Consider the following 26,062-nt stretch of genomic DNA (forward strand, 5'->3'; position numbering starts at 1 on the left):
CTCAGTTCAGGCGAATGAATTCAATACGGTCAAATACGGCTTTCGCGAAATCTTCCGCCGCTGAACGCGCATTCTTTAAGGCTTCGGTGCTGCCCACGTAGGTTGATGGATTGGCCGAGATAACCGTGTCAAACGACTCTCCGCAGCGCTCAAAGCCATCCAGGCGTGGCAAGGCAGCATCGAGCATATCGCCACCAAAAATCTCTTTCGCCAGGCTGTGACACAGCTTGTGGTCCGCTTTATTCGACAGTTTAGACATAAAGCCAATGTTGCCCTGCAAACGGCAGGCTGCACCCGATTCTTCAATGATGCCAATCAACTCCGGTAAACGCGTTAAGTACTTCAACGTGGAGTGGAAATCCACCTGCGCGGGAGGTACCGGTGTCATCAGCAAGTCCGAAGCGGCAATGGCGTTCTTCAGGAAGGCATCAAGATGCGGGCCGCTATCGATAAAGATAAAGTCGTAATCTTTCTTCAGCTTGGCCACGACATTGTCATACAGCACCGCGTGGATGTTCTGATCGGGCAGGTGAGCGGCGCACAGCTCTTCCCAACGCGAGGCAATAAAGGCGTCATCAATTGACGCCGGCAGCACATCAACGCCCGGAATAATCGATGAAACGATAAATTCGTTGAGCAACTCTTCGCGGCTGACGTTCTGCAGCATCGCCTGCGCAGCGGTAGCTTCCACTAATCCTACTGAACGTTGGTGGTTCAGGAACATGGTGGCGGAGGATTGCGGGTCCAGATCGATGACCAGAATACGTAAATCTTCAAACAGCAGATGCGGATGGGCGCGCAATGCATGCGCCAGCGAAACGGTAGAGACCGTTTTCGACACGCCGCCTTTAAGGTTGCCGACAAAGATGCTGAAGGCTTCATGGTGGCGGTCGCGATATTTAGGCACGCCGCGATGATGGTAGATATCAATGATGTTCTGAATCGACATCGCATACTTGGTTGAGCTGCCCGCTGCACGCTTATCGAACGGATAACCGTTCTCTTCCATCTCGTTTACAGCGTAATCCACGCTCGCACGCGTCAATTTTGGCAGTTTGGCTAACGCCGCTTTAGCGTAAACCTGATAGAACGTGTTTTCCCGCAACTCTTCTTTCTGCGCCTGAATCTGTTCTGTCAGGCTCATCAGCATTCTTTCTGAACGTTGTGCAACCTTCAGAACTTGCTTCTCATCGTTAGCCATACTTGCTCCACACATGTAGGATTTATGACTTTATACATAAATCCAGCACACGAGGCAAATATATCTCTTATGCACAGGAAGAATCAGTTAAATGGAAACACCTTGATTAAGAGCAGTTTAACGCAAAGATTCACTGTAATCAGCAGCGGTTTTTCCTCGGGTGGCTTTCAAATAGAGAAAGGAGAAGGACGCTTGCGGCTGAAATTGCTGGAACGTTCACTGTAGTCAGCAAGCCGTAGAGACGTGATGTTCACTGCAATCAGTAAAAGGTTCACTGTAATCAGCAAATAGCGGGGAAAGATTCACTGTAATCAGCAGAGGAAGGTGAACAAAAGGAGCAGGCCAGCGAGCAACGACGAAGTTCACACTGTTGGGATGTTCACTGTAATCAGTAAATCTCGATGACCTTTCTTTCTCAACTACTAACGTTCACTGTAATCAGTAAAAGCCTTGTGCTCATCATCGACAAAGATTCACTGTAATCAGTAGATGCTCATCGCGTTTCGATCAAGCGTTCACTGTAATCAGTAAGTCAAATCGGCTAATTCGACAGAACATTCACTGTAATCAGTAAAAGTTATGATGCTAAGAAGTACGTTCACTGTAATCAGCAAAGCCTGTTTAGTACTTTGAGACGAGCGTTCACTGTAATCAGTAAACCCATATTTTCCTTTAAATGGATGGAGCTGAAATCGCCATAAGCGATCCAGCAAAATCCTTAAAGCGTCCTATACAACATTCACTGTAATCAGTAAACGCATCACGTTAAATGGCTTCCTTGATGATAGCGGAGTGATGCTTATGTTCACTGTAATCAGCAGCAACCTGGACGCTCAACGTTCACTGTATTCAGTAAAAGCGACGCGTTGAGCTGTTAATTGTCATGCTACAAAACCGGCGGGGCAGGGCAACATTCACTGTAATCAGTGACAGCGTGACGAACTGTTAAGTCGACGTATGAGCGGCAATTCAAATGCTCCTCGCTTACGTTCACTTTATTGAGAAGACAGGGCAAACGTTCACTATAATCAGTATTGTTACCAACCCTGTCACTTTTACTGGCTGTATTACCAGTTAAACTGCTGATTACAGTGAATCCGTTGCGCTATTTCATACTTAATATATATATATCATTAACTTAAACACAATCATTCACTATAGTCAGTGCACGCCCTGCTATTAGCATTCACTGTATTCAGTAAAACCCAACGTTCACTGTGATCAGTAGAAACGCAGTGAAAAGGGCGTTCAGGTGCAAGATTACCGCCCTTGTAAGTACTCACTATCATTAAAAGTCCCCTACAATAGCCACAATGAGATGCAACCCGCAGCGGAAGACACGCATAGTCCCGAAGCTTTCTGATTACAGTGAACGTTGCCGATTACAGTGAATGGCGTGATGACATCTGATTACAGTGAATGGTATGAGAAGAGCATGTGTCACTTTTGCTCAAAAAGTGACACTGCTTGAGAGGATTTGCTGACTACAGTGAACGGATAAAATCACTCTTCGAATTCGATATCTTCCAACGAATCGATACTTTCGAGGTTGCTGATGCCATCGAGTTTTGGCGTCCTGCTGTGAATGATAAAGAACACTGAGCGGCCACGTTTCACTTCCGAATAATCGAGATAGCCGATCTCTTTGAGCTGCTCCATCGCACGGCGTACCACGTGATTTTGCGTGGTTGTTTTCGAGCCCAGGTTTAAACGCATACGCAAACGCGCCAGAGAAATTGGCGCCGGATTGGTCGGCAAACTTTCGAGATAGGTATACAGCGCCTGAGCTGATTCTTTACGCTTCAAGCGAGAAATGGCTCGCAGTTGCAGTAACACTTTGTGATCGAAGTTATAGAGCTCGAACAACTTAGGATCGGCCTGAATGCGCACCAGATCCTTTTCACGGTCGTAATACGCCGATTGCACAAGGTGAGTGTGATAGGCTTTGCCATTACCTTCAAAGGACAATGTATTGGTGGCAATGCGTCGCAAAGAGGCATCTAAGCGCTTACGTAACGCGGCCGAGGAGTTTGCCGAGGGGATCCCGCACATCTTAACGAAATCGATAAACGGCAGCGTCACGGTGTCGCCCTTTGAGGGATAACGCGAGAAAGACTGAATAATTCCGGCCCAGGTTTTGAAATCATTATCCATATCCAGCCTCGCGCCGGTAATGGTAATCTTTTCATAACCTTCCGATTTCACTAAAGAAAGGTTCTTCAGCTCTTTCGTTGCATCGGTCGATGCCATCGCGCCTGACTTACCGCGTGCGGTGGATTTCAATGTAGGAACAAACAGACCCAGGCGCATTAAAGCGACCGGTTGTACGGTGTTATTTTTATTGGGGTGGAGTTGAATAACTTCACCGCTGTTTTTTGTCACCGACAGAAAAGGCTCGAGTAACGCCTTGTTTTCACTCTCTTTATCTGCCATAGCCTGAGATCTTCATTCTGTGGATGAAAAGGGTCGTTTTCTGATTACAGTGAACATTAACACTGTTTATAGTGAACATTCTACTCTCTATAGTGAATAAACTACTGACTCCAGTGAACACTTTACTCATTATAGTGAACACGATCACCTTCTGAGCCCTTGTGGGGTGCGGTCTGCGACGATCGGGGATCTCTTAGGATCTCTTTAAGATCTCTATATGATCTTTCTTTAAGATCTATTCACTGTATAACTTAATAACGCCAGGACTGAAGCGGCTTTCGACACGCAAAACGTTTAAAATAACCGCATCGCGATAACATCCTATTCGATCCCACCAAATCATCAGTTCTATGCGATCAAGATCCTGATAATTCTCCTTAAATGAACAACTTCCTCATTATTATTCATTTTTAAGAAACCTTTACACGGCGTAAGGTGAGCACCATTGAACATCACATCACTTATGACGAGGACATCTTTCATGACTGACAACGTTATCTCCCGCAACCCAACTACCGGCGAAATCATCGCAACCTATCCGCTGCAAAGCGCAGCTGAACTGGAAGCCGCATTGCAGCAAAGTGCTGATGCCTTCGCAGAGTGGCGCTATACGGCAATGCCGCAGCGAGTCAAAGTACTGCGTCAACTGGCAGAACAGATTCGCCAACGACAAGATGAGTTGGCAACCATGGCGACGCTGGAAATGGGTAAGCCAATCGCTCAGGCACGTGCTGAAGTACTGAAATGCGCCAATCTCTGTGACTGGTATGCCGAACACGGCCCGGCGATCCTTGCCGACAAACCCACGCTGGTGGAAAACCAACAAGCGTGGCAGTCGTTTCGCCCGCTCGGCGTCATCCTTGCAGTAATGCCATGGAACTTCCCTTATTGGCAGGTTCTGCGCGGCGCAGTCAGCATGTTACTGGCGGGTAATACCTATGTGCTGAAACATGCACCAAGCGTAATGGGATCCGCCAATCTGATGACGTCACTGTTTGATGCCACCGATCTGCCTAAAGGCGGCTTCACTGTGATCAATGTCGATAATGATGGCGTTTCGGCCGCGATCAAAGATCCGCGTATTGCCGCTGTAGCGGTAACCGGCAGCGTGCGTGCAGGCGGAGCTATTGCAGCGCAAGCCGGTGCAGTATTGAAAAAAACCGTGCTGGAACTGGGCGGCGCGGATCCTTTCATTGTGCTGGCAGATGCAGACCTTGATGCTGCAGTGGCCTCAGCGGTCACAGGACGCTACCAGAACACCGGACAGGTCTGCATGGCAGCCAAGCGCTTCATCATTGAAGAAAGCGTCGCAGAAGCGTTTGAGGCGCGTTTCAGCGCAGCGGTACAGGCATTGAAGATCGGCGATCCTTTAGCAGAAGAAACTTACATCGGCCCAATGGCACGTTACGATCTGCGTGATGAGCTGGATAATCAGGTGCAGCAGACCATTAAGGAGGGCGCCCGTCTGGTATTAGGCGGCCATAAGATCGACGGCCCAGGCAACTATTACGCCCCAACGATCCTCGCAGATGTCACACATGCCATGACTGCTTTCCAGCAGGAGATCTTTGGCCCGGTCGCTGCGATTACCGTTGCTCGTGATGCACAACATGCCCTTGATCTGGCTAACGACAGCGAGTTCGGCCTGAGTGCAACAGTGTGGAGCGGTAATGAAGCACTGGCCAACGAACTGGCGGAAAAACTGGAGACCGGCGCGGTGTTTATCAACGGCAATGGCGCGTCAGATCCGCGTGTTGCGATTGGTGGCGTGAAGAAGAGCGGCTATGGTCGTGAACTGTCGAGCTTTGGTGTCCACGAATTCTGCAACATTCAGACGGTATGGAAAAACCGCCGCTAAATATTATCGGGCGCATTATTCGCGCCCTCATTCCCATCCCTCATGCCATCACCTCCCGCCTCAGACCGTTGCACATCGGTTAAAATGTTGTGGACGAGTTCAAAAAAACCACTACTGGTATTATAAAGGTATTATTACTGGTGTTAGATTTGCCTCCACCTACACCGGGGAATCCTTTTAAATGAAAACAACAATCCCAAAACTGTCGTTCATGATGTTTCTTGAGTGGTTTATCTGGGGCGCATGGTTTGTACCGCTCTGGGCATTTCTCAGCAAAAACGGCTTCTCGCCAGTTGAGATCGCCTGGTGCTACGCCTGTACCTCGATAGCCGCCATCCTGTCGCCGATCCTTGTCGGATCGCTGGCCGATCGCTTCTTTCAGGCGCAAAAAGTGTTGTCACTGCTCACCATCATCGGCTCGATCCTGATGTTCTTTGCAGCTCAGCAAACCCACTTCGGCGGCTTCTTCCCGCTGTTGTTGCTGTATGCGCTCACTTACATGCCAACCATTGCCTTAACCAATAGCATCGCGTTTTCGCACGTTGCGGATGTGGAGCGTGATTACCCACGCATTCGCGTTATGGGGACCCTTGGCTGGATTGCCTCCGGCATCGTTTGTGGTTTCCTGCCGCCGCTGCTGGGCTATGGCGATATTTCAGCCAGCAACGTGCCGTTATTGATCACTGCGGCAAGTTCGCTGTTGCTCGGCATTTTTGCCCTGACGTTACCCGCGACCGAGCCGAAAAGCACCGGCAAATTCAGCCTTCGCGTCGCGCTTGGCCTGGATGCGCTGCATCTGCTGAAGGATCGCAGCTTCCTCGTCTTCTTCGTCTGCTCCTTCCTGTTCAGCATGCCGCTGGCGTTTTACTACATCTTTGCCGAAGGCTATCTGACGGAAGTCGGCTTGCCGCATGCCACCGGCTGGATGACGCTCGGTCAGGTTTCGGAAATCTTCTTCCTGCTGGCGCTGCCGTTCTTCATTAAACGCTTTGGCATCGGTAAAGTGCTGCTGCTGGGATTGACTACCGCCGCGTTACGCTACGTGTTCTTTGTGTTCGGCGGCGATCAAAACATGCTGACGTACGGCTTGCTGTTCATGGGCATTCTGCTGCACGGCGTCAGCTACGATTTCTACTTCATCACTGCTTACATCTACGTTGATAAGAAAGCGCCAGTGGCAATCCGTAACGCCGCGCAAGGGCTGATCACACTCGCCTGTCAGGGCATCGGTAGCCTGCTCGGTTACCGCCTGGGCGGCTATCTGATGCAGGAAATGTTTGCCTACGACCAACCCCGCAACGGCCAGACTTTCAACTGGGCCGGCATGTGGATGTTTGGCAGCGTGATGATCGTAATGATCACCATCGCCTTTATCGTCCTGTTCCGCGACGGTAAAAAACGCAGCGATGAGCTTACCGCTTTCGATAATTCAGCAACTGCTGACAGCCATAAATAAGGGATTTCACCATGACGATGACAACGCAAGAAAAACGGATTTTAGGCGCGTTTTACGGCCAGGCGCTGGGCGATGCGATGGGCATGCCATCGGAATTGTGGCCACGATCGCGCGTGAAGCAGCACTTCGGCTGGATCGATCGCTTCCTGCCTGGTCCGGCTGAAAACAATGCCGCCTGCTACTTTGGCCGGGCGGCCTTTACCGATGACACGTCCATGGCGCTGGCATTGGCTGATGCGATCGTCTCTCACGATGGTGAGATCAACGCGGAAACCATCGGCGCAAATATTTTGCACTGGGCCGAGTCGTTTGATGCCTTTAACAAGAACGTACTTGGACCGACTTCAAAAATCGCGCTCAACGCGATGAAAGCAGGGACGCCGGTGTCGCAGCTGGAAAATAACGGCATGACCAACGGCGCAGCAATGCGCGTGTCCCCGCTCGGCTGTCTACTGCCAGCACGCGATTTATCCGCTTTCATTGATGCCGTCGCACTGGCGTCGAGCCCAACGCACAAATCGGATGTCGCGATTTCCGGCGCGACGGTGATCGCGTGGGCGGTTTCGCGTGCTATTGATGGTGCCAGCTGGACAACGATCCGCGATGAACTGCCTACGATTGCACGCGCGGCGCAGGAGATGCGTGTTACCACCTTTAGCGCATCAATGGCGGCACGCCTCGAACTGGCGTTGAGCGTTGTCGTGCAGGGCAGGGGCGTGGAATCTACGATGCAGCAGATTTACGATCTGGTTGGCACCGGCACCAGCACCATTGAATCGGTACCGGCGGCGATTGCGATGGTGCAATTAGCTGAAACCGATCCGAATCGCTGCGCGATCCTTTGCGCTAACCTCGGCGGCGATACCGATACCATCGGCGCGATGGCGGTGGCGATTTGCGGTGCGCTGCATGGCATCGACAGTATTGATGTTGCCCTGAAAGCCGAGCTGGATGCCGCTAACGCGCTGGATTTCACCCGCTACAGCGCCGCATTTACGCGTTTCCGCCAGCAGCGCGAGGCCGCTTATGCTGACGCCTGATGATCTGCAGAGACTCGAAGGCCGTCTGCCGGTGTGCGTGATTGGTGCGGCGGTGGTGGATGTGATTGCTGATGCTTACTCGTTGCCACATCGTGGCAGCGATGTTGAGCTCCACCAGCAGGGTGTCAACGTGGGCGGCTGTGCGCTGAACGTGGCGATTGCGCTGCACCGGCTTGGCATCCCGTCCATCAACGCGCTACCGCTCGGTAACGGCACCTGGGCGAGCATTGTGCGGCAGAAGTTGACGGAATATGGCATTCACAGCGTGCTGGAAACCGCGAAGGGCGATAACGGCTGGTGTTTAGCGTTGGTGGAACCCGATGGCGAGCGCACATTTCTGTCAGTGAGCGGCGTTGAAAATCAGTGGGATGCAGCACTGCTCGATACGCTGCCGCAGCCGGCTAATCGCTGGATCTACCTTTCCGGCTATCAGCTCACCAGCAAAAGCGGTGATGTGATGATCGACTGGCTGGAGCAGCAAAGCCAGCCGTATCAATTGTTAGTGGATTTCGGTCCACGTCTGGCGGATATCGGCGATGCGCAGTTTGAACGCATTATGGCGCGCCGTCCACTGATTACAGTGAACAGACAGGAAGCCGAACTGCTGTGGCATGAACGTTTGAATCAAACAGAACCCTTTGATGCACATCAGTTAATGTCGCGCTGGCAGCAGCGCTTTGGTGGCGCGATGGTAGTGCGACTCGATAGCGAAGGTGCCGGCTTCGTTGACGCGAATACGCAAGGTTGGATACCGGCATTGCCGACAAAAGTGGTCGATACCATCGGCGCAGGCGACAGCCACGCGGGCGGATTATTGGCGGGATTGGCGTCGGGTTGGTTGCTGGGTGAAAGCGTTGCGCTGGGCAATGCGGTGGCGTCTTATGTGGTGTCACAGCGCGGCGGGGATTGCGCGCCCGATCGCGCCACATTAACGGCTTATTGGCAGCAGCGCCTTACTCCGCAATAAACACATACATATCGCTACGACAGTAGCTAATGCTGTACTCCAGCGGATTGCCCTGCGCATCTAACGCCAGCTGCTTGATCACCAAAACAGGCACGTTGTCGGGTAGGGCGATCTGCAGCTGGAGCGCCTCATCTGGCATGCGAGCACTTACTCTGCTTTGTGACTTAACCGGCAGAATTTGCTGCTGATGGAAATAATCGTACAGCGAAATCCCAATCTCGTCTGCATCGGCGATATAGCGCGCCGGCACCCAGGATTCTTCTACCGACACCGCTTGCTGATCGACATAGCGAATACGCTTCAGTAAATAAACCTCGCTGCCTTTACTCAACCCGAGCTTTTCGGCGATTTCTGCGTCGCAATGGATTTTGCTTTTGTTAATCCACACGGTGTCGGGCTTTTTACCGCGCAATACCGCTTGTTGCGACAAGCCTTTCGGTTCTTTAAGCGAATACTCAAACTGGCTGCAGATCTGCGTGCCGTAGCCACGAGAACGCAACACCACGCCCTCTTTTTCCAGCGCATCCATGGCTTTACGCACGGTGATACGCGAAATGCTCAGTGACTGGCTGAAGTCACGCTCACTTGGCAGGATCTCTTCATGCACTAACACGCCATCGCGCACCGCATCTTTAATGGCAGTGGCAAAGCGTTTGTACAGCGGCGTGCGGCTTTCATCGGCAAGGGTAGAAGTCAGCCGCGAAAATAGTGCAGTTTGATCGGTCATAGCGGGCGGGTTCACTCATTCTGGTAAGCGGCAGAACGTCTATGATACTGAGTTTTAGGCTATTGGGATACGCCAGCAAATGCATGAAAATTGACCTAGCCCGTAAGCAAGACTATAGTAATGCTTACGGGTTAAAAAGAGGCAAGGAAGCGACCATGGGGGATTTATCTTACGCCAGAATTTCAGGAAGAGCGTTTAAGAGCACGCATCAGCGATAAAATTTTGTGCAAGGCAGCGATGTCCATTTTCGCGGGACTTCATGGTGATTGCCTGGGCCGATTTACTTATAAGAAGCGAGTCGGTTTACCAGGCGTCGGTGCTTCTGATGGTGCGCGCTGCATAGTATTTTTCAATGATGGGAAAAATCTTTACTTCTTTGATATGTATTTAAAAAGCCAGCTTTCGAAGAAGAAAGGTAAAGAGTTAGAAGACGATGAAATTGATGCATATTGCAGCATCGCGCGAGATTTTATTGCTATGCCAGACGAGCTAATCGAGGCGTTAATTAAAGCAAAAGAGTTAATTGAGGTAACCTGTAATGACTGGACGTTTAAAAAAAATTCAGAGCATGGCGCAACGCTATAACCAGCTTGGCGCAGTGCAAGATGAAACAGTTGCCGAAATTAATGCTGCCATAGAAGCACGTAACATTCCTCCAGTGCGTACGATGAGTGGCATAGAAATTAAAGCGGTGCGACTGCGCTGGAATATGTCGCAAGCTGCCCTGGCGTTAACCACCGGAATGTCTGTGGAAAGCGTATCCAAATGGGAGCGCAACGAAAGCAAGCCAAATAAAGCGGCATTACGCATTCTCAACACGATTGAAGATAAAGGGCCGGCCGTCTTTATCCTCTAAACAATAAAAGCCCCATTGGGGCTTTTATGCATATACCCGACTCAGCGCTCATCAAACGGCACGCCGCCTTTCGACTTATGATGTTTTGGCGTTTCGATAATGGAAACTGTCACCGAATTAGCGTCGATCTCAAACGAATCGGCCACCGCTGCGGTGACGGCTCTCAACAACTTTTTCTTCTGCTCAACCGTGCGACCTTCCGCTGCATACACAACAATTTCTGGCATCTTTGCTGCTCCTGAAAGTAAACGTAAGTTTTCAGCATACCGCAGCCAACGCCCTGCGTGCAGCGTCAATCACCTATGTTTGCCGGCAATCTGTGTTGAAATGTGTATTGTTATGTTATAACGTAATTAACTCGTTTAATATGTAGCGGATTCAGTCGGAAATCATAATGAAATCAATGAAAAATTTGCTTATCGCTTCGGCGTTAGGCCTGGCTTCTTACGCCTCAATGGCGGCTGAACATCAGGATAAACCGGTGCGCATTGCGGCACCGTTTGAAATTAAAGGCACCGATCCGGCGCTCTCCGGCGACATTTTGTTGCGTATGGATGTGGTGGAAACGCTGGTGGAAGTGAACGAAAGGGCCGAGCCCATTCCGGCGCTGGCGCAAAGCTGGCAGGTATCGGCAGATGGTTTGCAATGGCAATTGAATTTGCGTCCCAACGTGCGTTTCCATGATGGATCGCCACTGGATGCAGCCGCAGTGGTAAAATCTCTCAACACCGCGCGCAGCAAAGCGGGTCTGCTGGATAAAACGCCGATTGCCGCTATCAGGGGGGAAGGGCAGCGCGTCACTATCACCTTGCGCGAACCTTTTACGCCACTGCTTTCGGTGTTAGCAGAGAGCCGTTCTCAGATTCTGGCATTGGCCAGTTGGGATGCGCAGGGCAACATTACCCGCATCATCGGCAGCGGGCCGTTTATGCTGACGTCGTTCCAGCCACCGCAATCTTTGGCGGTAAAACGGTTTGACGATTACTGGGGCGAAAAGCCGGCAATTGCGGCCGCCAGCTATCTCTCTTCCGGACGCGCAGAAACCCGTGCCCTGCTGGCAGAAAGCGGCGACGCGGATTACGTCTTCAACCTGGATGCCGCCAGCCGTAAGCGTTTGGCGCGCAAGCCATCGCTGCAACTTCCTGCTATTCCAGTGCCACGCACGCTGATGCTTAAACTGAATGCGGGCGATCCGCTGTTAGCTGAACAGCCGGTGCGTGCTGCGATCAGTATGGCGATTGATCGTAACGCGCTGGCGATGGCGGTGCTGCGTTATCCGGGCGCGGCCAGCCAGTTATTCCCGCCGAATATGGGCGAATGGCACAACAGCGCACTGCAACCGCTGCAATTTAATCCGCAGCTGGCGGCACAACAGCTGCAAGCGACGGGCTGGACACTGGGCGCGGACGGCGTGTTAACGCGCAACGGCCAGCGCTTCAGCGTGACGCTGCTGACGTTCCCCGATCGTCCCGAACTGCCGCTGATGGCGATGGTTATTCAGCAGCAGCTGCGTAAAGTCGGTATTGAAGTGAAGATCAACTCCACCAACGCCAGCGAAATTCCAGCGCAGCATCACAGCAATCGACTGCAACTGGCGCTGTTTTCCCGTAATTTTGCGCTCACGCCTGACCCAACCGGCACGTTACTGCAGGATTATGCGGAAAAGGGCGGCGACTGGGGCGCGATGAACTGGCATCCGGCCGGTTTTAGCGCGGCGTTGCACACCTTAACGCAATCCACCGATACCGCCGAACGTGCGCAGGCGCGTAACCTGATCACCGCCTCCTTACAGCAGGATTTACCGGTTATCCCGATTGCCTGGTATCAGCAATCGGCCGCGATCAACAGCAAGTTGAAAAACGTGACGCTCGATCCGTTTGAACGCCACTTTGGTCTGCGTCAAATGCAGTGGGAGCAATGATGATGATCAAGCTTGTTGGCTGGCGCCTGGTACAGGCGGCTTTCGTGGTGTTGGCAGTAGGTTTACTCACCTGGTTTCTGGTGCAGGCCTTGCCCGGCGACATGGCGTGGCGCATTGCCAGCGGGCGTTATGGATATGATCGTGTGGATGCCAACGCGGTGGCGCTGGTGCAGCAGGAACTGAGCGGCTCGTTGCATCAGGGCAGCGCGTTGCTGCACTGGCTATTCGATCTGCTGCAGTTCAACTTTGGTCGTTCACTGGTGTCCGGCGAACCGGTGATGGATGAACTGCGCTGGCAGCTGAGTCAAACGCTGGCGCTGGCAGGAACATCACTGTTACTGACGATTATCTTCACTTTGCCGCTGGGCATTTGGGCGGGATGTCACGCCAATGGCAAGCTCGATCGCGCGTTGTTCTGGCTGAGTGCGCTGCTGAAATCGGTGCCGCATTTTGCGCTTGGCATGCTGCTAATTGTGTTACTGGCGCTGCAACTCGACTGGCTGCCTAGCGCCGGGCACGGCGAGCTGCGTCATTTTCTCTTGCCATCGTTAACGCTGGCATTGTCGCTCACCGCAGTGGGCGTGCGCGTAGTGCGTGAAGCGACTTATCAGGTGGTCACGTCAGGCCATTACCGCTGGGGCGCGCAGAAGGGGTTAGCATCCACAACGCTAATGCGTCGTCACGGCATGCGTAATCTGGCATCGCCGGTGTTGACCTGGTTTGGTATGCAGTTTGTCTGGCTGGTGGAAGGCGTGGTGGTGGTGGAAACGCTGTTTGCCTGGCCCGGCATTGGTCACGCGCTGGTGCATGCCATCTTTGCCCGCGATGTGCCGGTGATTCAGGCCAGCGCCATGACGCTCGGACTGCTGTTCGTGCTGCTGAATATGCTGGTGGATGCGGGTTGTTATCTGCTTGATCCCCGAGGAGCACGCGCATGACCATTTCCTTCCCGCGTCTTATTGGCCTGCTGTTGTTGTGCGTGCTGCTTGGCTTCGCCTTCCTGCTGCCCCTGATTCATCACGGCGATCCGCTGGAACAGGATCTGCTGCAGATGCTGCATGCGCCGAGCGGCGGCAATCTTCTCGGATTTGATCATCTGGGCCGCGACATGCTGCCGCGCCTCAGTGCCGCGTTGCGTCTTTCGCTTGGCCTCGCTGCATTATGTGTGATGAGCGCGCTGCTCGCGGGCGTGCTGGCCGGCGTATTTAGCGCGCTGTATGGCGGCTGGCTTGATCGTCTGCTCAGCATGCTCGGCGACATGTGTCTGGCATTGCCAGGATTGCTGCTGGTGTTGCTGTTAGCGGCGATTGCGCCGGATTCTCCCGGCATGTTATGGCTGGGGATTTCGCTGGTGCTGTGGGTGGAATTCTTCCGCGTCACGCGCGCAACCTTGCGTCCGATTGTGCATGCACCCGGCATACAGGCCTCAACACTGCTCGGTTTCTCGGCATTCTACCGTTTTCGACGTCATCTGTGGCCCGCGTTAGCGCCGGTATTAACTACGTTGACACTGTTCGCGTTCAGCAGCGCCATCATGGCGGTATCGGCGCTCGGGTTTATCAGCGTCGGTGTTCGTCCGCCTACGCCAGAACTGGGATTGATGATGACCGAACTGCTGCCGTTCGCCTGGGAAGCCCCGTGGCTGTTAATGCAGCCGGTAATCGCGCTGTTTCTGCTGTTGATCAGCCTGAATCTGTTGATGAAAAAGGAGAGCAAATGAAAGGATTACAGGTTATTGGCATCAGCGTCACAACCGCCAGCGCCACGCTGGTGGAACCGGTTGATTTCACCTTGCAGCCCGGCCAACCGCTGACCTTGCTGGGGGAAACCGGTTCAGGAAAAAGCCTGCTGGCGCAAGCGATCATGGGCATTTTGCCCGATGAATTGCAGGCCAACGGCACGCTGATCATCAACGATCAACGTTTTGCCCTGCCGCAGGATGCCGGATTGCTGCGCGAATTATGGGGCCGCACGTTAGCGTCGCTGCCGCAGGAGCCGTGGCTATCGCTGGATCCCACCATGTCAGTGCAGCAGCAGGTTGCAGAAGGCTATCGTTATGTACGTGGACAAGCGAAAGCTGCCAGCTTAATCGCCGCGCGTCGCGATTTACAGCAGCTTGGTTTACAGGACGCGACGCCGCGTTTTCCGTGGCAACTCTCCGGTGGGATGGCGCAACGTGCCGCGTTTGCCGCCGCACGGGCAGGCGGCGCGGAGATACTGATTGCCGATGAGCCAACTAAAGGGCTGGATGTGGCGCGTCGCGATGAGGTCGCGGCTTTGCTGCGCCGGGAAGTGGCCGACGGCGGCACACTGCTCACCATCACCCACGACATCGCGCTGGCCCGTCAGTTGGGCGGTGAGGTTATCGTGATGCATAAAGGCAAGGTGATCGAGCAGGGCAGGGCGGAACAGGTGCTACATGCGCCGCAGCAGCGGTACACGCGTGAATTACTTGCCGCCGATCCCGCCGCCTGGCCTGCACGGCAACAAACTATTGTTGGCAGCAAAGTGGTGGTGAGTGCTGAGGGCATTCGCATACAGCGCGGCGGCAAACCGCTCGGCGTGCCGCAAAACTTCACGCTGCACGCCGGGGAAATCGTGGGATTACACGGTGCCAGCGGCAGCGGCAAAAGCAGCTTTGGAGATGTGCTGCTCGGTCTGTTAACGCCGCAGCAAGGCAAGATTACGCGCCATGCGGCGGTCGATGCGCTGAAATACCAGAAGATTTATCAGGATCCGTCAGCGCTGTTTCCACCGACCCGCACGCTGGCACAAAGCCTCGACGATGTGTTGCGCCGTCATCACATTGCCTCCACGCGGCGGGATGCGCTGATGGAGCAACTGGCGCTGGCGCCGGAACTGCTGACGCGTCGGCCCGATTCGCTGTCGGGCGGCGAGCTGCAGCGCTTCTCGCTGTTACGCGTGATGCTGCTTGATCCGATATTTCTGTTTGCCGATGAACCCACATCGCGTCTTGATCCACTGGTGCAGCAGCAAACCATCCAGCTCATCACCTCGCTGGCGCGCGAACAACAGTGCGCGGTATTGCTGGTAAGCCACGATCGCGATCTGCTGGAAAAGGGCACGCATCGGGTGATCGCGATGGAGGAGGTCGCTTAACGCTCTGGCGGCTGGCTATCACCGTGGCCGAGTGAACGCTGCATCACCACGGTGTCGAGCCAGCGGCCATGTTTGAATCCCACCGATTTCATTACACCGGTGTGCTCAAACCCGAGCGCCCGGTGTAGGCCAAGCGATCCTGTATTCTCGCTATCGCCAATAATCGCGATGATTTGGCGAAATCCCGCCGCTTCCGCTAGCGCAATGGCTTTGTGTAACAGCGCGCGACCAATGCCTCTGCCGGTTTGCTGCTGATCGAGGTAAATCGAATCCTCCAGCGTAAAGCGATAGGCATAACGCGGACGATACGGCGCCAGATAGCAGTAGCCCAGCACCTGATCATCCTCCTGCGCCACCAGCCAAAAACCGCCGCGCTGCTGCACATCCTGCACGCGATTCTGCATTTCGCTCGTTGAAGGCGGTTCGGTTTCAAAAGTCGCGGTACCGTGCAGCACATGCCAGGCGTAGATTTTCTGGATGGCAGCGGCGTGGTGAGGTCGGGCGGGAATAATGTCCATATGTTCCTGATTCTTAGCGGAGAAAACCACAGCATGCCACCGCGCCGCACGCGAATCATCGGATTTAACAATAGGAAATTCTGATGGCTAACCTTCTGTGCCGTAGAGTCGCCATTGATGGCGACCTGAACAACCACAACTCAATTCTGCTCCGACAATTGCACCGCCATGGTATCCGCCTCCAAAGCCTCGAACACATGAGGTTCGTCGGCGGGATAACAAATGTAGTCGCCTGGATGCAGTTCGACCGGTGCATCGCGCGGCCCTACCAGCGCACGGCCACGCGCGATGATCACATGCTCCACCGATCCCGGCGGATGCGGTTTTGAGTCGCGCGGTGCGCCAGGTTGGCTGGTGACCAGATAAAGATCGCGGCGTCCGCCGGGCGGGCAACTTGCCAGCAAGGCCGCCTGATAATCCGCCATCTCCGCTGAAACGATCATGCCTTCGCCACGGCGAATTACCTGCAATCGCTTCACTTCCGGCTCCATCAAACGCGCGAAAGGAATATTCAACGCCACACACAGCGCCCACAACGTTTCAAGGCTGGGATTGCCGTTGCCCGCTTCGAGCTGCGACAGCGTAGATTTAGCGATCCCGGCGCGACGAGCCACTTCTGTCAGTGAAAGCCCTGCGCGCTGGCGTTCGCGCAGTAATCCGACAGCAATAATATCAATTGGCGTGGTCAAACCCTCTCCTGTTCTTTATATCGAACGATTTGTTCGTCTTGTAAAACAATTCTGCTGCGTTCATTATAACGGCTTTCCTGTTCGATATAAGATCAAATTGTGATGCGTCTGGGTGCAGTGCCGCTTGATCGCGGAGTAATAAAAGCCATATTCCTGGTTTGTCTGGCCGACGGTATTGTCGGGCTTTCTTACGGTTCGCTGGCGGCGGCCGAAGGTTTTCCGCTGTGGGTGCCCATTGCACTCTCAACCCTGGTGCTGGCCGGTGCGTCGGAATTTCTGTTTATCGGCATTGTGGCGGGCGGCGGCAGTCCATTGACCGCAGCAGCGGCTGGGTTGTTGGTTAACGCGCGGCATTTGCCGTTTGGTATTGCGGTGAAAGATCTGGTGGGCAAAGGCAGCCGCAGTCTGTTGGGGTGCCACATCATGAATGATGAAAGCGTGGTGTTTGGTATTTCTCAGCCAAAACTGGCGCAGCGTCGCGCCGCGTACTGGATTTGCGGTTTGGGCATTTTTACCATCTGGCCGCTGTCGGTGATTGGCGGTGCGGTGATCGGCCGCTTTATTCCCGATGTCTCGGCCATTGGTTTAGATGCGGTGTTCCCGGCGATCCTGATTGCCCTGATTTTCCCGGCGCTGCGTCAGCGTCGCACGCTGATCCCCGCTACGCTTGGCACCGCGCTCTCTGTGCTGGCGACGCCGTTTGTGCCAGCGGGCATGCCGGTGCTGTTTTCATTGCTGGGATTACTGAGCTGGCGGGAGCGTAAAAATGCAAAATAATCTGATCATTGGCGGTATCGCGCTGCTGGCGGTAGGCACTTATGCGATCCGCTTCGCCGGTTATCGCCTTGGCAGCCGTATGCAGATGTCGGATCGCGCGCGCAACATGCTGTCTGATGCCGCCACCGTTTTGTTGCTAGCGGTAGCCGTAACCACCGCGCTGTTTGAAGGCACGCACTTCGCTGGCGTAGCGCGCATCGCTGGCGTGCTGTTTGCAGTATTTTTGGCCTGGCGGCGCACACCGTTGATTCTGGTAATTATCGGTGCTGCGCTAATGACCGCGTTGCTACGCTACTTCGGCGTGCCCTGATCGCGCCAGGTTTGCGCGCGTAATTCATATACCAAACTGGCGGGCGCGCCCGGAACATCGTGAACCTGGCCGTAACAGCGCAGTCCCGCCTTTTCCAGTACCTGCTGTGATGCAATATGATCCTGACGCACCGCCGCATCAATCACCGGAAGCTGGCATTCATCGAAGCCATAAGCGACAACCCTTCGTGCAAACTCGGTGGCGAAACCTTTTCCCCACGCCTCTTTCGCCAGACGATAGCCAAGATTATTGACAGGCTTGCCAGCAAACTCGCGCACTGATAAACCACCAAATCCTATAACCTCATCCGGCTGTTCCCGCAGGCAAATCGCCCAGTTACCGAAGGGAAAGGATTGCCAGTGCGCCAGCCAGCGAGTTAATACCTCCTCTGCAAAGGCTACATCGGGAAACGGACCCGCCGGATTGAACATATTGGTATCCGGATCGCCATAGATGGCAAACAGGCGCTGAACATCGGTGGGTTCAACCGGACGAAGAAACAAACGTGATGAAGTGAGCTGCATTGTCGTAACCTTTTGTAGCCGGAATCGGCGTTATCTTCCTGATGAGTTTTGTTACTGTGATACTCCACGGATTACTAGCATAGAGGAAAACGTATGAAACCGCGTTTAGCCCGCTGTGATGAAACGGCCACGCTGTGGCGTATTCGCAACCTTGCCATTCGCCACGGTTGCCAGGACGCTTATCCAGCAGATGTGATCAGCGCATGGACGCCCGATGCGTTGCCGCACGGTTATTTCGAGGCGGTAAAAAGCAATCCCTTTTATGTGGTCGACGACGCTGAATATGGCGTCGCCGCGACCGGTTTTCTCGATTTGCACAGCGGCAGCGTTGAAGCGATCTTTACGTTGCCCACCTGCAATGGCAAAGGGTATGCCAGCGCGATAATGCAGGCAATTATCGATGAAGCGCGTCAGCGTGGTTTTAATCAGCTGACGCTCGCCGCCACCCCCAACGCCAGTAGCTTCTATCAGCGCCACGGTTTTCGTGTAGTGCGAGAGGCGCTTTATCCCTCGGCGCTGGCGCAAGCCGATCTTCCCTGCGTCGAAATGATTCGCGAACTTTAAGGCTAAAATGACAAACAGTGCAAACAACATGGACAGCGCGAATATGGTAATTAACTGCGTAGCCTATCGCCACGGCGAGCGCGAAGAACATGTCGATATCGCCGATATCAGTGAAGTATTAAAAGAAGAGAAATCCTTCGTCTGGATGGGTTTGTACCAACCCGAACCGGCTTTTATGCAGACGCTGCAGCAGGAATTCAGCCTGCATGAACTGGCGATTGAGGATGCGCTGGTGGCGCATCAGCGACCGAAGATCGAGCAGTACGGCGATTCGGTGTTTATCGTGGTGAAAACCGCCCACATGGATGAGCAGCAGCGCATCACTTTCGGAGAAACCCACTTCTTCCTCGGCAAAAACTTCCTGATCACTGTGCGTCACGGTTCTTCGGAAGGCTATGCAGACATCCGCACCAAAGCCGAAAAGAACCACGCGCTACTGTGTGAAGGACCGGGTTATGCGCTCTACTGCATCCTTGATTTCATCGTTGATAACTACAGTAAAATCACCGAATCCCTCAACGATCGCATTAGTCGGTTGGAACAGGGCATGTTCACCACACGTTTCGACAGCGACGCGCTGCAGAACGTTTATCATCTGCGTCGTGAACTGCTGGCGCTGCGTAACGCGGCGCTGCCGGTGACCGAAATCTGCCAGCAGCTGGTGCGCTTCCACGAAGATATCATTCCTAAAAATCTGCGTGCCTATCTGCGTGACGTGCAGGATCACGCGCATCACGTGATGATCGATGCGGAAGATATGCGTGAAATGCTCACCAGCGCGATGCAGGTCAATCTGGCGCTGGTATCAGTGCAGCAAAGCGAAGTGAATAAAAAGCTCGCTGGTTGGGGTGCGATCCTGATTGTGCCGACCATCATTTTCAGCATGTACGGCATGAACTTCCCCGATATGCCGGAGCTGCACACCCACTTTGGTTATCCCGCAGTGGTGGGCGTAACCATCGTTATCTGCTGCGTGATGTGGAGGCGACTGAAAAAGGCCGGTTGGCTATAAAAGTTTATTACCTGCATTTTTTGCACAACTTCCTGCAACCCGGAGTGAAAGATGTCCTTTAATATTGGTCTGCTGCTGTTCCCCAATCTCACGCAACTTGATCTCACCGGTCCGTGGGAAGTGTTTGCCCGCATGCCCAACGTTAACAACTATCTGATTTGGAAAGATCGCCAGCCGGTGATGTCAGATCGCGGTCTGGCAATCGTACCAACGGTGACCTTTGACGATTGCCCCCAACTCGATCTGATTTGCATTCCCGGCGGTCCCGGACAAATTGCGCTGATGGAGGATGACGAAACGCTGGATTTCGTGCGTCACATGGCGGAAAACGCCAAGTGGATGACTTCGGTATGTACCGGTTCGCTGGTGTTAGGTGCAGCGGGTTTATTGCAGGGATATCGCGCGACGTCACATTGGGGTTCGCTTGATCAGCTAAGCCTGCTCGGTGCTACGCCGGTAGCGGAACGTGTGGTGCGCGATCGCAACCGCATCACTGGCGCGGGTGTCACCTCGGGCATTGATTTCGCTTTAACCGTGGCAGAAGAGCTGCTTGGACGTGAAACAGCAGAAAATATCCAGCTGCAGATGGAGTACGATCCGGCGCCGCAACTCCATTCCGGTTCGCCACGCAGCGCGTCGCCGGAACGGTTGGCGGAGGCAAAAATCCAGATGCAGGATTTTATTGCACGCCGACGTGCAGCGACCGAAAGGGCCGCAGCGCGGCTCAAGCGTGATTGAGAAAAACTGGCGATTTCAGCCTGAAATCGCCACAGGTTTTACCGCTTAATGTGCGCTGGCAGTAGGGCGCACGGTGATTTCACTGGTATCCACCTCGCCAGGCTGATCGATGGCCCAACTCACCGCTTTGGCAATCGCTTCCGGCTTGAGCGCAATCTGGCGATAGCTCTTCATCGCGTCACGCGCGGTGCTATCGCTGATGATATCCGCCAGTTCAGATTCCACCACGCCGGGATTGATCACCGTAACCCGCAGATGCTGCGACTCCTGACGCAGGCCATCGGAAATCGCGCGTACGGCGAACTTGGTGGCGCAATATACGGCGGCGGTTGGCGAAACGGTCAGTGCGCCAATTGAGGCGATATTGATAATGTGACCATATTGCTGCGCTTGCATGGTCGGCAGCACCGCAGCAATGCCATACAGCACGCCGCGAATGTTGACGTCGAGCATCAAATCCCATTCATCGACTTTCATTGAGATCATCGGTGACAGCGGCATTACGCCCGCATTGTTGATCATCACATCAATACGGCCATATTTCTCCAGTGCAAAATCGGCCAGCTGCTGTGTGTCGGCGCGCTGGGTGACGTCGGTGGCGAGGTAATCCACGCTCGCGCCGCCAAAACGCAATTCATCACATAACGCCTGCAGACGACCGGTACGGCGTGCGCCGAGCACCAGCTGATGGCCTTGTTGCGCCAGATGACGTGCAATGCTTTCGCCAATGCCGCTGCTGGCACCCGTCAAAATAATCACTTTCTTAACTGTATTCATGATGCATTCCTCGTTGAGTTGACGAGGCTATTGTTGATAAATCACGCAGTGCGCAACAGACCGAATTGTGGCGCATCTTTGCCTGATTCTCTCGGGCACATTGTGCAATCACGATTTACACCGCTATGCTTTGCCTGAATCTCTCTGAGGAAATTATTCATGCCGCACACCGTGCAACAGCGCACCTGCGCTTTACTCAGTCAGCTGGCGCGCCAGGAGGGCTATACCGAATCGCTGCTCGATAGCGTGCGCTTTATGCGCGCCGATCGGCAGTGGGCGCGCACGCCGGTATTGTATGAGCCGAGCATCATTATTATTTGCCAGGGATCGAAACGCGCTTTCCTCGCCGACAAAATGTATCGCTACGACGCGCAACATTATCTGGTGTTGTCGGTGCCGCTGCCATTTTCTGCTGAGACGGAAGCCACATCAGAAGAGCCGCTGCTGGGCATCGCTATTCGTCTGGATGTTGCCATGGTGGCGCGGCTGGTGGCACAACTGGCCAGCAGTGATACAACGGTAACCGCTGCACCGGCGGGCATCATCTCCACACCGATCAACGAAACGCTGGCGGAGAGCACGCTACGTTTACTGGAAACGTTGAGCGATCCCCTTGAAGCCAAAGTGTTGGGACCGGCGCGCGTCGAAGAGATCTGTTTTCGCGTATTGATGGGCGAGCAGGGCGGCGCGGTGCGTGCGGCGTTAACCTATCAAGGCCATTTTGGTCGTATCGCGCGAGCTTTGCAGCGCATTCATGCCGACTGGCGTCAGCCGCTGGATGTGCCGCATCTGGCGAATGAAGCCGGCATGAGCGTGCCGCGTTTCCATCTGCATTTTAAAACGGTGACGCAGACCTCGCCGATTCAATATCTAAAATCGCTGCGCTTGCATCAGGCGCGTTTAATGATGATCCGCGACAATCTCACCGCCGCTGGCGCAGCAGCGCGTGTCGGCTATGAGAGTGATTCGCAGTTTAATCGTGAGTTCAAACGGATGTTTGGTCGCAGTCCGGCAGAAGAAGCGCGGGAGATGAAGCGGGCGTTTGAGTTGTTACCGCCGGAGCAGCTGTCCGGCCGATTGCAGGCGCATTAACTTAGCAAATGCTCATGATGGCAACCACTAATAAAATCCAGAAGGCAGCACAGCCGGTAAACATCAGTTGCCAAACCTGATGGCGTTGTGCGGTGAAAAGAGTAGACATACGAGCACGTAGAACCGATTGCATAGCGACCTCAAATCAAAATGTTCATAAAAGTAAGTAAGCGAGCTGAAGCAGGAAAATTCTGTCAGCGAATAAGAATATTCTGACTTTTTTTGAGGGGTAAAATCGACAAGACCAGTCTTGTTTTTTGCTTGATAAATAATCGGTAATAAAATAAAAAGCCGTGAAAGTCAGGAGGCTATTCACGGCGACATCCAGATATTTTTCTCATTACACGTTGCGCGTCACGCCGCCGTCAACGCGAATATTCTGGGCGGTAATATAGGCCGCACCAGGCGATGCCAGGAAGGCGATGGTTGCTGCCACTTCTGCAGACGTGCCGTAGCGTTGTAATGGCACGCTGTCGCGACGTTCATTGGTTTTCGGCAAGCTATCGATCCAGCCAGGCAGCACATTGTTGATGCGAATGTTATCGGCCGCGTAAGTATCGGCGAAGATTTTGGTGAAGGATGCCAGCCCGGCACGGAACACCGCTGAGGTCGGGAACATATCGGTTGGCTCAAACGTCCACGCCGAGGAGATATTGATAATGCTGCCGCCGCCCTGTTTCTGCATGGTTGGCGTGACCAGGCGCGTGGCGCGCACCACATTCAAAAAGTAGGTTTCCATGCCGAGCTGCCACTGCTCGTCGGTTAATTCCAGAATCGGCGCACGCGGACCATGACCGGCGCTGTTCACCAGCACATCAATGCGGCCCCAACGCGCCAGCGTTTGATCCACCAGCTTCTGCAGATCTGCAATCGACTGATTAGAACCGGTCACGCCTAAACCGCCCAGCCGCTCCGCCAGCGCTTCACCTTTGCCGGATGAAGAGAGAATCGCCACTTTAAAGCCGTCACTTGCCAGTTTTTCCGCTGCTGCTGCACCCATGCCGCTGCCGCCTGCGACGATTACTGCGACTTTTTCTACTGTCATCATTGATCTTCCTGTTAATTAAAAATCGATTAAATCCAGTATAAAAGGTAATTTCAGCAGCAGAGAGTCAGTCTGTTTGCCAATTGACGATAGGAAAACTACAGGATGAGTCAGGGATTTAACGAGTTGCCGCCGCTCAATGCATTGAAAGTGTTTGAAGCCGTGACGCGGCATCTTAATTTTCGCCTGGCGGCGGAAGAGTTAGGCGTGACGCAGGGCGCGGTGGCGCAGCAAATTCGCGGTCTGGAAGCCAGCCTTGGGCTGAAATTGTTCGATCGATTGCCGCGCACGCTGGCGCTGACCGGCGCGGGTGCAGGTTATGCGGTGAGTATTCGTCAGGCATTTGAACTGATCGATGAAGCCACGCGCACGCTGCGTCCGGAACCGAATCGCTTAACATTGAGCGTAACGCCCACCTTTGCCAGCCGCTGGATGCTGCCGCGCTTACCGGGTTTTACCGCCGCGTGGCCGGATATCGATCTGCGCGTGTTGGCGTCTGAGCGGCTGGTGCAGTTTCATCATGAAGGCGTCGATTTAGCGGTGCGCTACGGCAGGCCGCCATTTGGCGCGGGTCTGGATGCCACTTTACTGTTTAGCCAAACGGTATTAGCGGTAGTGAGTCCGGCGCTGCTTGCCGAGCTGGGAAATCCGGCCGACAGCGACAACTGTCTGCGCTACGCCTTGCTGCACGATGGTCATCATCTTTGGCCTGCGTTTCTCGCGTTTAACTTCCCGCAAGTATCGCTACATCATCAGCATCACCTGCGTTTCAATCAAACCGCGCTGGCATTGGAAGCGGCGATCAGCGGGCAGGGCATTGCGCTCACCAGCCCGCATTTCGTGCAGAACGATCTGGCCAGCGGACGTTTGGTGCCTGCGTTTCCGCAGCAAATGACCATGGATGCCGGTTGGTATCTGGTGTGGCCGCGCCGTCGGCGCGAGCAAGCGCCAGTGATGGCGGTGCGCGATTGGCTTTTAGCGCAGGTTAGCAGCTGATTATTGTTCAATAACGATATCAATAAAACTGATGATCCGCACGGGATCATGAATGTTATAACTGCTTAATGATGCAGGCGTGGGGTTTTATCCTGTTAAGGCAGTGAATTAGCAAAATATTGCGAAAATTCAGCAAGTAAAGCAACGGATTGCGCGTTGCATTCTGTCGGGTGCTGTGAATAAATACGGAGTCAATTTTAATAAAAATGCCATAAAGGCCAGGCTCGCGCCTGAAAAAGATCATTGCCTATGACCGACCATAAAGATGTTTTAGCCAGGGACATCAGCGCCAAAAGTGAAAGCATGCAGGCGCATCTCATCGCCATCCGCCGTGACATTCACGCGTATCCGGAGCTGGGTTTCGACACCATTCGCACTGCGCACATCGTTGAGCAGGAGCTGCTGCGCCTGGGTTTGACGCCGAAAACCGGCGTCGGCAGAACCGGCGTGATGGTTGAGATTGTCGGCGCGCATCCCGGTAAAACCGTGCTGTTACGCGCGGACATGGATGCATTGCCAATCCATGAACAAACCGGTTTATCTTTCAGCAGCCAATATCCTGGCAAAATGCACGCCTGCGGCCACGATATTCACACCGCGACGATGCTCGGCGTGGCGGCGATTGTGCCGCACTATCGCGCGCAATTGCATGGCACCTTGCGTTTGATTTTTCAGCCAGCGGAAGAGACGCCCGATAGCGGTGCCGAAGCGATGATCGCCGATGGCGCGGCAGACGGCGTCGATCTTGCCATTACGCTGCACAATAAACCGGAACTGGCCGCCGGGGAAATTGGCTTAACGCGCGGTGCCAGCACCGCCTCCAGCGACGAGTTTGATGTGGTGGTGCACGGTAAATCAACGCATGCCGCCCGTCCGCACATGGGAACCGATCCGATCATTGCCGCCGTGAACCTGGTCAGCCAGCTGCAAACCATTATTTCGCGCGAGCTCGATCCCGCCAACTCGGCAGTGCTGACCATCGGGCACATTCATGGCGGCAGCACGCACAACATCATTTCCGATAGCTGCCTTATTCAGGGCACGGTGCGCGCCAAATCACCGGCGGCGCGTGTGCATATCGAAGAGGCGTTCAAACGTATCTGCGCGGGCGTCGCGCTGTCGCTGAATGTGCGCGTTGAGGTCAATTATCAGCGCGGCGTACCGCCGTTGATGAACGACGATGCGCTGATTGATGCGCTGGAACCGATTTTATCGCATCAGTTTAGTAAGGTGATTGTCGCCAAACCGAGCGCCAGTTTTGGTGCTGAAGATTTCTCGCTGTTTACCGAGCGCGCGCCAGGCTGCCAGATCCACATCGGATCCGGCGCGCCGGGGCGCGACGACCATCTGCACAATTCGGATTACCAACCCGACGAGCGCAGTATCCATGCCGGCACGCAGGCATTAGCCCGTTTAGCCATTGATTTACTCTCTTAAAATA

General features: G+C 54.0%; 27 protein-coding genes. 18 read left to right on the forward strand and 9 right to left on the reverse strand.

The features are described from left to right. Position 1: 1 nt before the first annotated feature. Complete coding sequence (locus tag PanJK_RS18685) at positions 2-1,201, reverse strand: AAA family ATPase (RefSeq protein ID WP_008109176.1); 1,200 nt, start codon at positions 1,199-1,201, stop codon at positions 2-4. A gap of 1,503 nt (positions 1,202-2,704) precedes the next feature. Next, positions 2,705-3,634 (reverse strand): RepB family plasmid replication initiator protein, encoded by a 930-nt coding sequence (locus PanJK_RS18690; protein WP_007886110.1) that lies wholly within the window; start codon positions 3,632-3,634, stop codon positions 2,705-2,707. A 481-nt stretch (positions 3,635-4,115) separates the two neighbouring features. On the opposite strand from PanJK_RS18690, the gene PanJK_RS18695 reads away from it, so the two are divergent. From PanJK_RS18695 to PanJK_RS18710, 4 genes are all read left to right on the forward strand, one after another. Next, the gene (locus PanJK_RS18695) at positions 4,116-5,492 is read left to right on the forward strand and encodes an aldehyde dehydrogenase family protein (RefSeq protein ID WP_265301927.1); all 1,377 of its coding nucleotides are present in this window, start codon (positions 4,116-4,118) and stop codon (positions 5,490-5,492) included. Positions 5,493-5,673: 181 nt separating this feature from the next. Further along, positions 5,674-6,948, forward strand: a complete 1,275-nt coding sequence (locus PanJK_RS18700; protein WP_265301929.1) for a nucleoside permease — start codon at positions 5,674-5,676, stop codon at positions 6,946-6,948. A gap of 17 nt (positions 6,949-6,965) precedes the next feature. After that, complete coding sequence (locus PanJK_RS18705; RefSeq protein WP_265302189.1) at positions 6,966-7,988, forward strand: ADP-ribosylglycohydrolase family protein; 1,023 nt, start codon at positions 6,966-6,968, stop codon at positions 7,986-7,988. Beyond that, positions 7,975-8,955, forward strand: coding sequence for a PfkB family carbohydrate kinase (locus PanJK_RS18710; protein WP_256699065.1), 981 nt, complete (start codon positions 7,975-7,977; stop codon positions 8,953-8,955). The genes PanJK_RS18705 and PanJK_RS18710 overlap by 14 nt, the downstream gene beginning before the upstream one ends. On the opposite strand, the gene PanJK_RS18715 is transcribed toward PanJK_RS18710, so the two are convergent. Beyond that, positions 8,942-9,682 carry a GntR family transcriptional regulator gene (locus PanJK_RS18715; RefSeq protein ID WP_265301932.1) on the reverse strand — a complete coding sequence of 247 codons (741 nt, stop codon included), beginning with the start codon at positions 9,680-9,682 and terminating at the stop codon, positions 8,942-8,944. The two genes, PanJK_RS18710 and PanJK_RS18715, sit on opposite strands and share 14 nt — an antisense overlap. Before the next feature lie 162 nt (positions 9,683-9,844). On the opposite strand from PanJK_RS18715, the gene PanJK_RS18720 reads away from it, so the two are divergent. Then, on the forward strand, positions 9,845-10,267 hold the full coding sequence (locus PanJK_RS18720) for a type II toxin-antitoxin system RelE/ParE family toxin (protein WP_265302191.1): 423 nt from the start codon (positions 9,845-9,847) through the stop codon (positions 10,265-10,267). Further along, positions 10,221-10,538: a helix-turn-helix domain-containing protein gene (locus PanJK_RS18725; protein ID WP_256699067.1), complete on the forward strand. Its 318-nt coding sequence runs from the start codon at positions 10,221-10,223 to the stop codon at positions 10,536-10,538. Before PanJK_RS18720 ends, PanJK_RS18725 begins: the two co-directional genes overlap by 47 nt. Positions 10,539-10,579: 41 nt before the next feature. Here the strand turns inward: PanJK_RS18725 and PanJK_RS18730 are convergent, their stop codons facing one another. After that, entirely contained in the window at positions 10,580-10,765 is a 186-nt protein-coding gene (locus tag PanJK_RS18730; RefSeq protein ID WP_007886101.1) for a tautomerase family protein, read from the reverse strand. Positions 10,766-10,932: 167 nt separating this feature from the next. Here PanJK_RS18730 and PanJK_RS18735 point away from each other — a divergent pair, with 167 nt between their 5' ends. From PanJK_RS18735 to PanJK_RS18750, 4 genes are read left to right on the forward strand one after another with little or no spacing between them, the layout of a single operon-like run. Further along, complete coding sequence (locus PanJK_RS18735) at positions 10,933-12,459, forward strand: ABC transporter substrate-binding protein (RefSeq protein WP_321161865.1); 1,527 nt, start codon at positions 10,933-10,935, stop codon at positions 12,457-12,459. 2 nt (positions 12,460-12,461) lie between these two features. Next, a complete protein-coding gene (locus PanJK_RS18740) occupies positions 12,462-13,397 on the forward strand; it encodes an ABC transporter permease (RefSeq protein WP_265302193.1) in 936 nt (311 codons plus the stop codon). Next, on the forward strand, positions 13,394-14,179 hold the full coding sequence (locus PanJK_RS18745; RefSeq protein ID WP_265301937.1) for an ABC transporter permease: 786 nt from the start codon (positions 13,394-13,396) through the stop codon (positions 14,177-14,179). The genes PanJK_RS18740 and PanJK_RS18745 overlap by 4 nt, the downstream gene beginning before the upstream one ends. Then, on the forward strand, positions 14,176-15,579 hold the full coding sequence (locus PanJK_RS18750) for an ABC transporter ATP-binding protein (protein ID WP_265301939.1): 1,404 nt from the start codon (positions 14,176-14,178) through the stop codon (positions 15,577-15,579). Before PanJK_RS18745 ends, PanJK_RS18750 begins: the two co-directional genes overlap by 4 nt. Here PanJK_RS18750 and PanJK_RS18755 read toward each other — a convergent pair. Further along, entirely contained in the window at positions 15,576-16,097 is a 522-nt protein-coding gene (locus PanJK_RS18755) for a GNAT family N-acetyltransferase (RefSeq protein WP_265301941.1), read from the reverse strand. The two genes, PanJK_RS18750 and PanJK_RS18755, sit on opposite strands and share 4 nt — an antisense overlap. Before the next feature lie 140 nt (positions 16,098-16,237). Next, positions 16,238-16,786: a helix-turn-helix domain-containing protein gene (locus PanJK_RS18760; RefSeq protein WP_061719009.1), complete on the reverse strand. Its 549-nt coding sequence runs from the start codon at positions 16,784-16,786 to the stop codon at positions 16,238-16,240. Positions 16,787-16,888: 102 nt separating this feature from the next. On the opposite strand from PanJK_RS18760, the gene PanJK_RS18765 reads away from it, so the two are divergent. After that, on the forward strand, positions 16,889-17,563 hold the full coding sequence (locus PanJK_RS18765) for an AzlC family ABC transporter permease (protein WP_008109202.1): 675 nt from the start codon (positions 16,889-16,891) through the stop codon (positions 17,561-17,563). Continuing rightward, positions 17,553-17,873 (forward strand): AzlD domain-containing protein, encoded by a 321-nt coding sequence (locus tag PanJK_RS18770; RefSeq protein ID WP_008109204.1) that lies wholly within the window; start codon positions 17,553-17,555, stop codon positions 17,871-17,873. The genes PanJK_RS18765 and PanJK_RS18770 overlap by 11 nt, the downstream gene beginning before the upstream one ends. Here PanJK_RS18770 and PanJK_RS18775 read toward each other — a convergent pair. Next, on the reverse strand, positions 17,855-18,397 hold the full coding sequence (locus PanJK_RS18775; protein ID WP_265301947.1) for a GNAT family N-acetyltransferase: 543 nt from the start codon (positions 18,395-18,397) through the stop codon (positions 17,855-17,857). The genes PanJK_RS18770 and PanJK_RS18775 overlap by 19 nt on opposite strands. Positions 18,398-18,490: 93 nt before the next feature. On the opposite strand from PanJK_RS18775, the gene PanJK_RS18780 reads away from it, so the two are divergent. The 3 genes from PanJK_RS18780 to PanJK_RS18790 are packed head-to-tail and all read left to right on the forward strand — an operon-like array spanning position 18,491 to position 20,711. Further along, a complete protein-coding gene (locus PanJK_RS18780; protein WP_256699073.1) occupies positions 18,491-18,961 on the forward strand; it encodes a GNAT family N-acetyltransferase in 471 nt (156 codons plus the stop codon). A 43-nt stretch (positions 18,962-19,004) separates the two neighbouring features. Next, positions 19,005-19,973 (forward strand): magnesium/cobalt transporter CorA, encoded by a 969-nt coding sequence (gene corA, locus PanJK_RS18785; RefSeq protein WP_265302195.1) that lies wholly within the window; start codon positions 19,005-19,007, stop codon positions 19,971-19,973. Between the two features lie 51 nt (positions 19,974-20,024). Then, positions 20,025-20,711 carry a DJ-1/PfpI family protein gene (locus tag PanJK_RS18790; RefSeq protein ID WP_265301950.1) on the forward strand — a complete coding sequence of 229 codons (687 nt, stop codon included), beginning with the start codon at positions 20,025-20,027 and terminating at the stop codon, positions 20,709-20,711. A 45-nt stretch (positions 20,712-20,756) separates the two neighbouring features. Here PanJK_RS18790 and PanJK_RS18795 read toward each other — a convergent pair whose 3' ends face one another. Further along, positions 20,757-21,488, reverse strand: a complete 732-nt coding sequence (locus PanJK_RS18795) for an SDR family oxidoreductase (protein ID WP_265301952.1) — start codon at positions 21,486-21,488, stop codon at positions 20,757-20,759. Between the two features lie 159 nt (positions 21,489-21,647). Here PanJK_RS18795 and PanJK_RS18800 point away from each other — a divergent pair, with 159 nt between their 5' ends. After that, positions 21,648-22,580 carry an AraC family transcriptional regulator gene (locus PanJK_RS18800; RefSeq protein WP_265301953.1) on the forward strand — a complete coding sequence of 311 codons (933 nt, stop codon included), beginning with the start codon at positions 21,648-21,650 and terminating at the stop codon, positions 22,578-22,580. A gap of 340 nt (positions 22,581-22,920) precedes the next feature. On the opposite strand, the gene PanJK_RS18805 is transcribed toward PanJK_RS18800, so the two are convergent. Beyond that, positions 22,921-23,625: an SDR family oxidoreductase gene (locus PanJK_RS18805; RefSeq protein ID WP_256699166.1), complete on the reverse strand. Its 705-nt coding sequence runs from the start codon at positions 23,623-23,625 to the stop codon at positions 22,921-22,923. A gap of 105 nt (positions 23,626-23,730) precedes the next feature. On the opposite strand from PanJK_RS18805, the gene PanJK_RS18810 reads away from it, so the two are divergent. Together PanJK_RS18810 and PanJK_RS18815 are read left to right on the forward strand one after the other, a co-directional pair. Then, entirely contained in the window at positions 23,731-24,621 is an 891-nt protein-coding gene (locus tag PanJK_RS18810) for a LysR substrate-binding domain-containing protein (protein WP_265301955.1), read from the forward strand. A 249-nt stretch (positions 24,622-24,870) separates the two neighbouring features. Further along, positions 24,871-26,058, forward strand: coding sequence for a M20 metallopeptidase family protein (locus PanJK_RS18815; RefSeq protein WP_265301957.1), 1,188 nt, complete (start codon positions 24,871-24,873; stop codon positions 26,056-26,058). The last annotated feature ends 4 nt before the right edge of the window (positions 26,059-26,062 follow it).

Origin of the sequence: Pantoea sp. JK, from assembly GCF_026130245.1 — a bacterium.
GTDB lineage: Bacteria > Pseudomonadota > Gammaproteobacteria > Enterobacterales > Enterobacteriaceae > Pantoea > Pantoea trifolii.

Bases quoted from the DNA above. Each gene is read 5' to 3' on its own strand.
- PanJK_RS18735 (WP_321161865.1), top strand. From the start codon at position 10,933: ATGAAATCAATGAAAAATTTGCTTATCGCTTCGGCGTTAGGCCTGGCT.
- PanJK_RS18805 (WP_256699166.1), bottom strand. From the start codon at position 23,625: ATGACAGTAGAAAAAGTCGCAGTAATCGTCGCAGGCGGCAGCGGCATG.
- PanJK_RS18745 (WP_265301937.1), top strand. From the start codon at position 13,394: ATGACCATTTCCTTCCCGCGTCTTATTGGCCTGCTGTTGTTGTGCGTG.
- PanJK_RS18810 (WP_265301955.1), top strand. From the start codon at position 23,731: ATGAGTCAGGGATTTAACGAGTTGCCGCCGCTCAATGCATTGAAAGTG.
- corA (WP_265302195.1), top strand. From the start codon at position 19,005: ATGGTAATTAACTGCGTAGCCTATCGCCACGGCGAGCGCGAAGAACAT.
- PanJK_RS18790 (WP_265301950.1), top strand. From the start codon at position 20,025: ATGTCCTTTAATATTGGTCTGCTGCTGTTCCCCAATCTCACGCAACTT.
- PanJK_RS18815 (WP_265301957.1), top strand. From the start codon at position 24,871: ATGACCGACCATAAAGATGTTTTAGCCAGGGACATCAGCGCCAAAAGT.
- PanJK_RS18715 (WP_265301932.1), bottom strand. From the start codon at position 9,682: ATGACCGATCAAACTGCACTATTTTCGCGGCTGACTTCTACCCTTGCC.
- PanJK_RS18765 (WP_008109202.1), top strand. From the start codon at position 16,889: ATGCGTCTGGGTGCAGTGCCGCTTGATCGCGGAGTAATAAAAGCCATA.
- PanJK_RS18725 (WP_256699067.1), top strand. From the start codon at position 10,221: ATGACTGGACGTTTAAAAAAAATTCAGAGCATGGCGCAACGCTATAAC.
- PanJK_RS18800 (WP_265301953.1), top strand. From the start codon at position 21,648: ATGCCGCACACCGTGCAACAGCGCACCTGCGCTTTACTCAGTCAGCTG.
- PanJK_RS18740 (WP_265302193.1), top strand. From the start codon at position 12,462: ATGATCAAGCTTGTTGGCTGGCGCCTGGTACAGGCGGCTTTCGTGGTG.
- PanJK_RS18695 (WP_265301927.1), top strand. From the start codon at position 4,116: ATGACTGACAACGTTATCTCCCGCAACCCAACTACCGGCGAAATCATC.
- PanJK_RS18755 (WP_265301941.1), bottom strand. From the start codon at position 16,097: ATGGACATTATTCCCGCCCGACCTCACCACGCCGCTGCCATCCAGAAA.
- PanJK_RS18770 (WP_008109204.1), top strand. From the start codon at position 17,553: ATGCAAAATAATCTGATCATTGGCGGTATCGCGCTGCTGGCGGTAGGC.
- PanJK_RS18705 (WP_265302189.1), top strand. From the start codon at position 6,966: ATGACAACGCAAGAAAAACGGATTTTAGGCGCGTTTTACGGCCAGGCG.
- PanJK_RS18690 (WP_007886110.1), bottom strand. From the start codon at position 3,634: ATGGCAGATAAAGAGAGTGAAAACAAGGCGTTACTCGAGCCTTTTCTG.
- PanJK_RS18700 (WP_265301929.1), top strand. From the start codon at position 5,674: ATGAAAACAACAATCCCAAAACTGTCGTTCATGATGTTTCTTGAGTGG.
- PanJK_RS18710 (WP_256699065.1), top strand. From the start codon at position 7,975: ATGCTGACGCCTGATGATCTGCAGAGACTCGAAGGCCGTCTGCCGGTG.
- PanJK_RS18775 (WP_265301947.1), bottom strand. From the start codon at position 18,397: ATGCAGCTCACTTCATCACGTTTGTTTCTTCGTCCGGTTGAACCCACC.
- PanJK_RS18730 (WP_007886101.1), bottom strand. From the start codon at position 10,765: ATGCCAGAAATTGTTGTGTATGCAGCGGAAGGTCGCACGGTTGAGCAG.
- PanJK_RS18750 (WP_265301939.1), top strand. From the start codon at position 14,176: ATGAAAGGATTACAGGTTATTGGCATCAGCGTCACAACCGCCAGCGCC.
- PanJK_RS18685 (WP_008109176.1), bottom strand. From the start codon at position 1,201: ATGGCTAACGATGAGAAGCAAGTTCTGAAGGTTGCACAACGTTCAGAA.
- PanJK_RS18780 (WP_256699073.1), top strand. From the start codon at position 18,491: ATGAAACCGCGTTTAGCCCGCTGTGATGAAACGGCCACGCTGTGGCGT.
- PanJK_RS18795 (WP_265301952.1), bottom strand. From the start codon at position 21,488: ATGAATACAGTTAAGAAAGTGATTATTTTGACGGGTGCCAGCAGCGGC.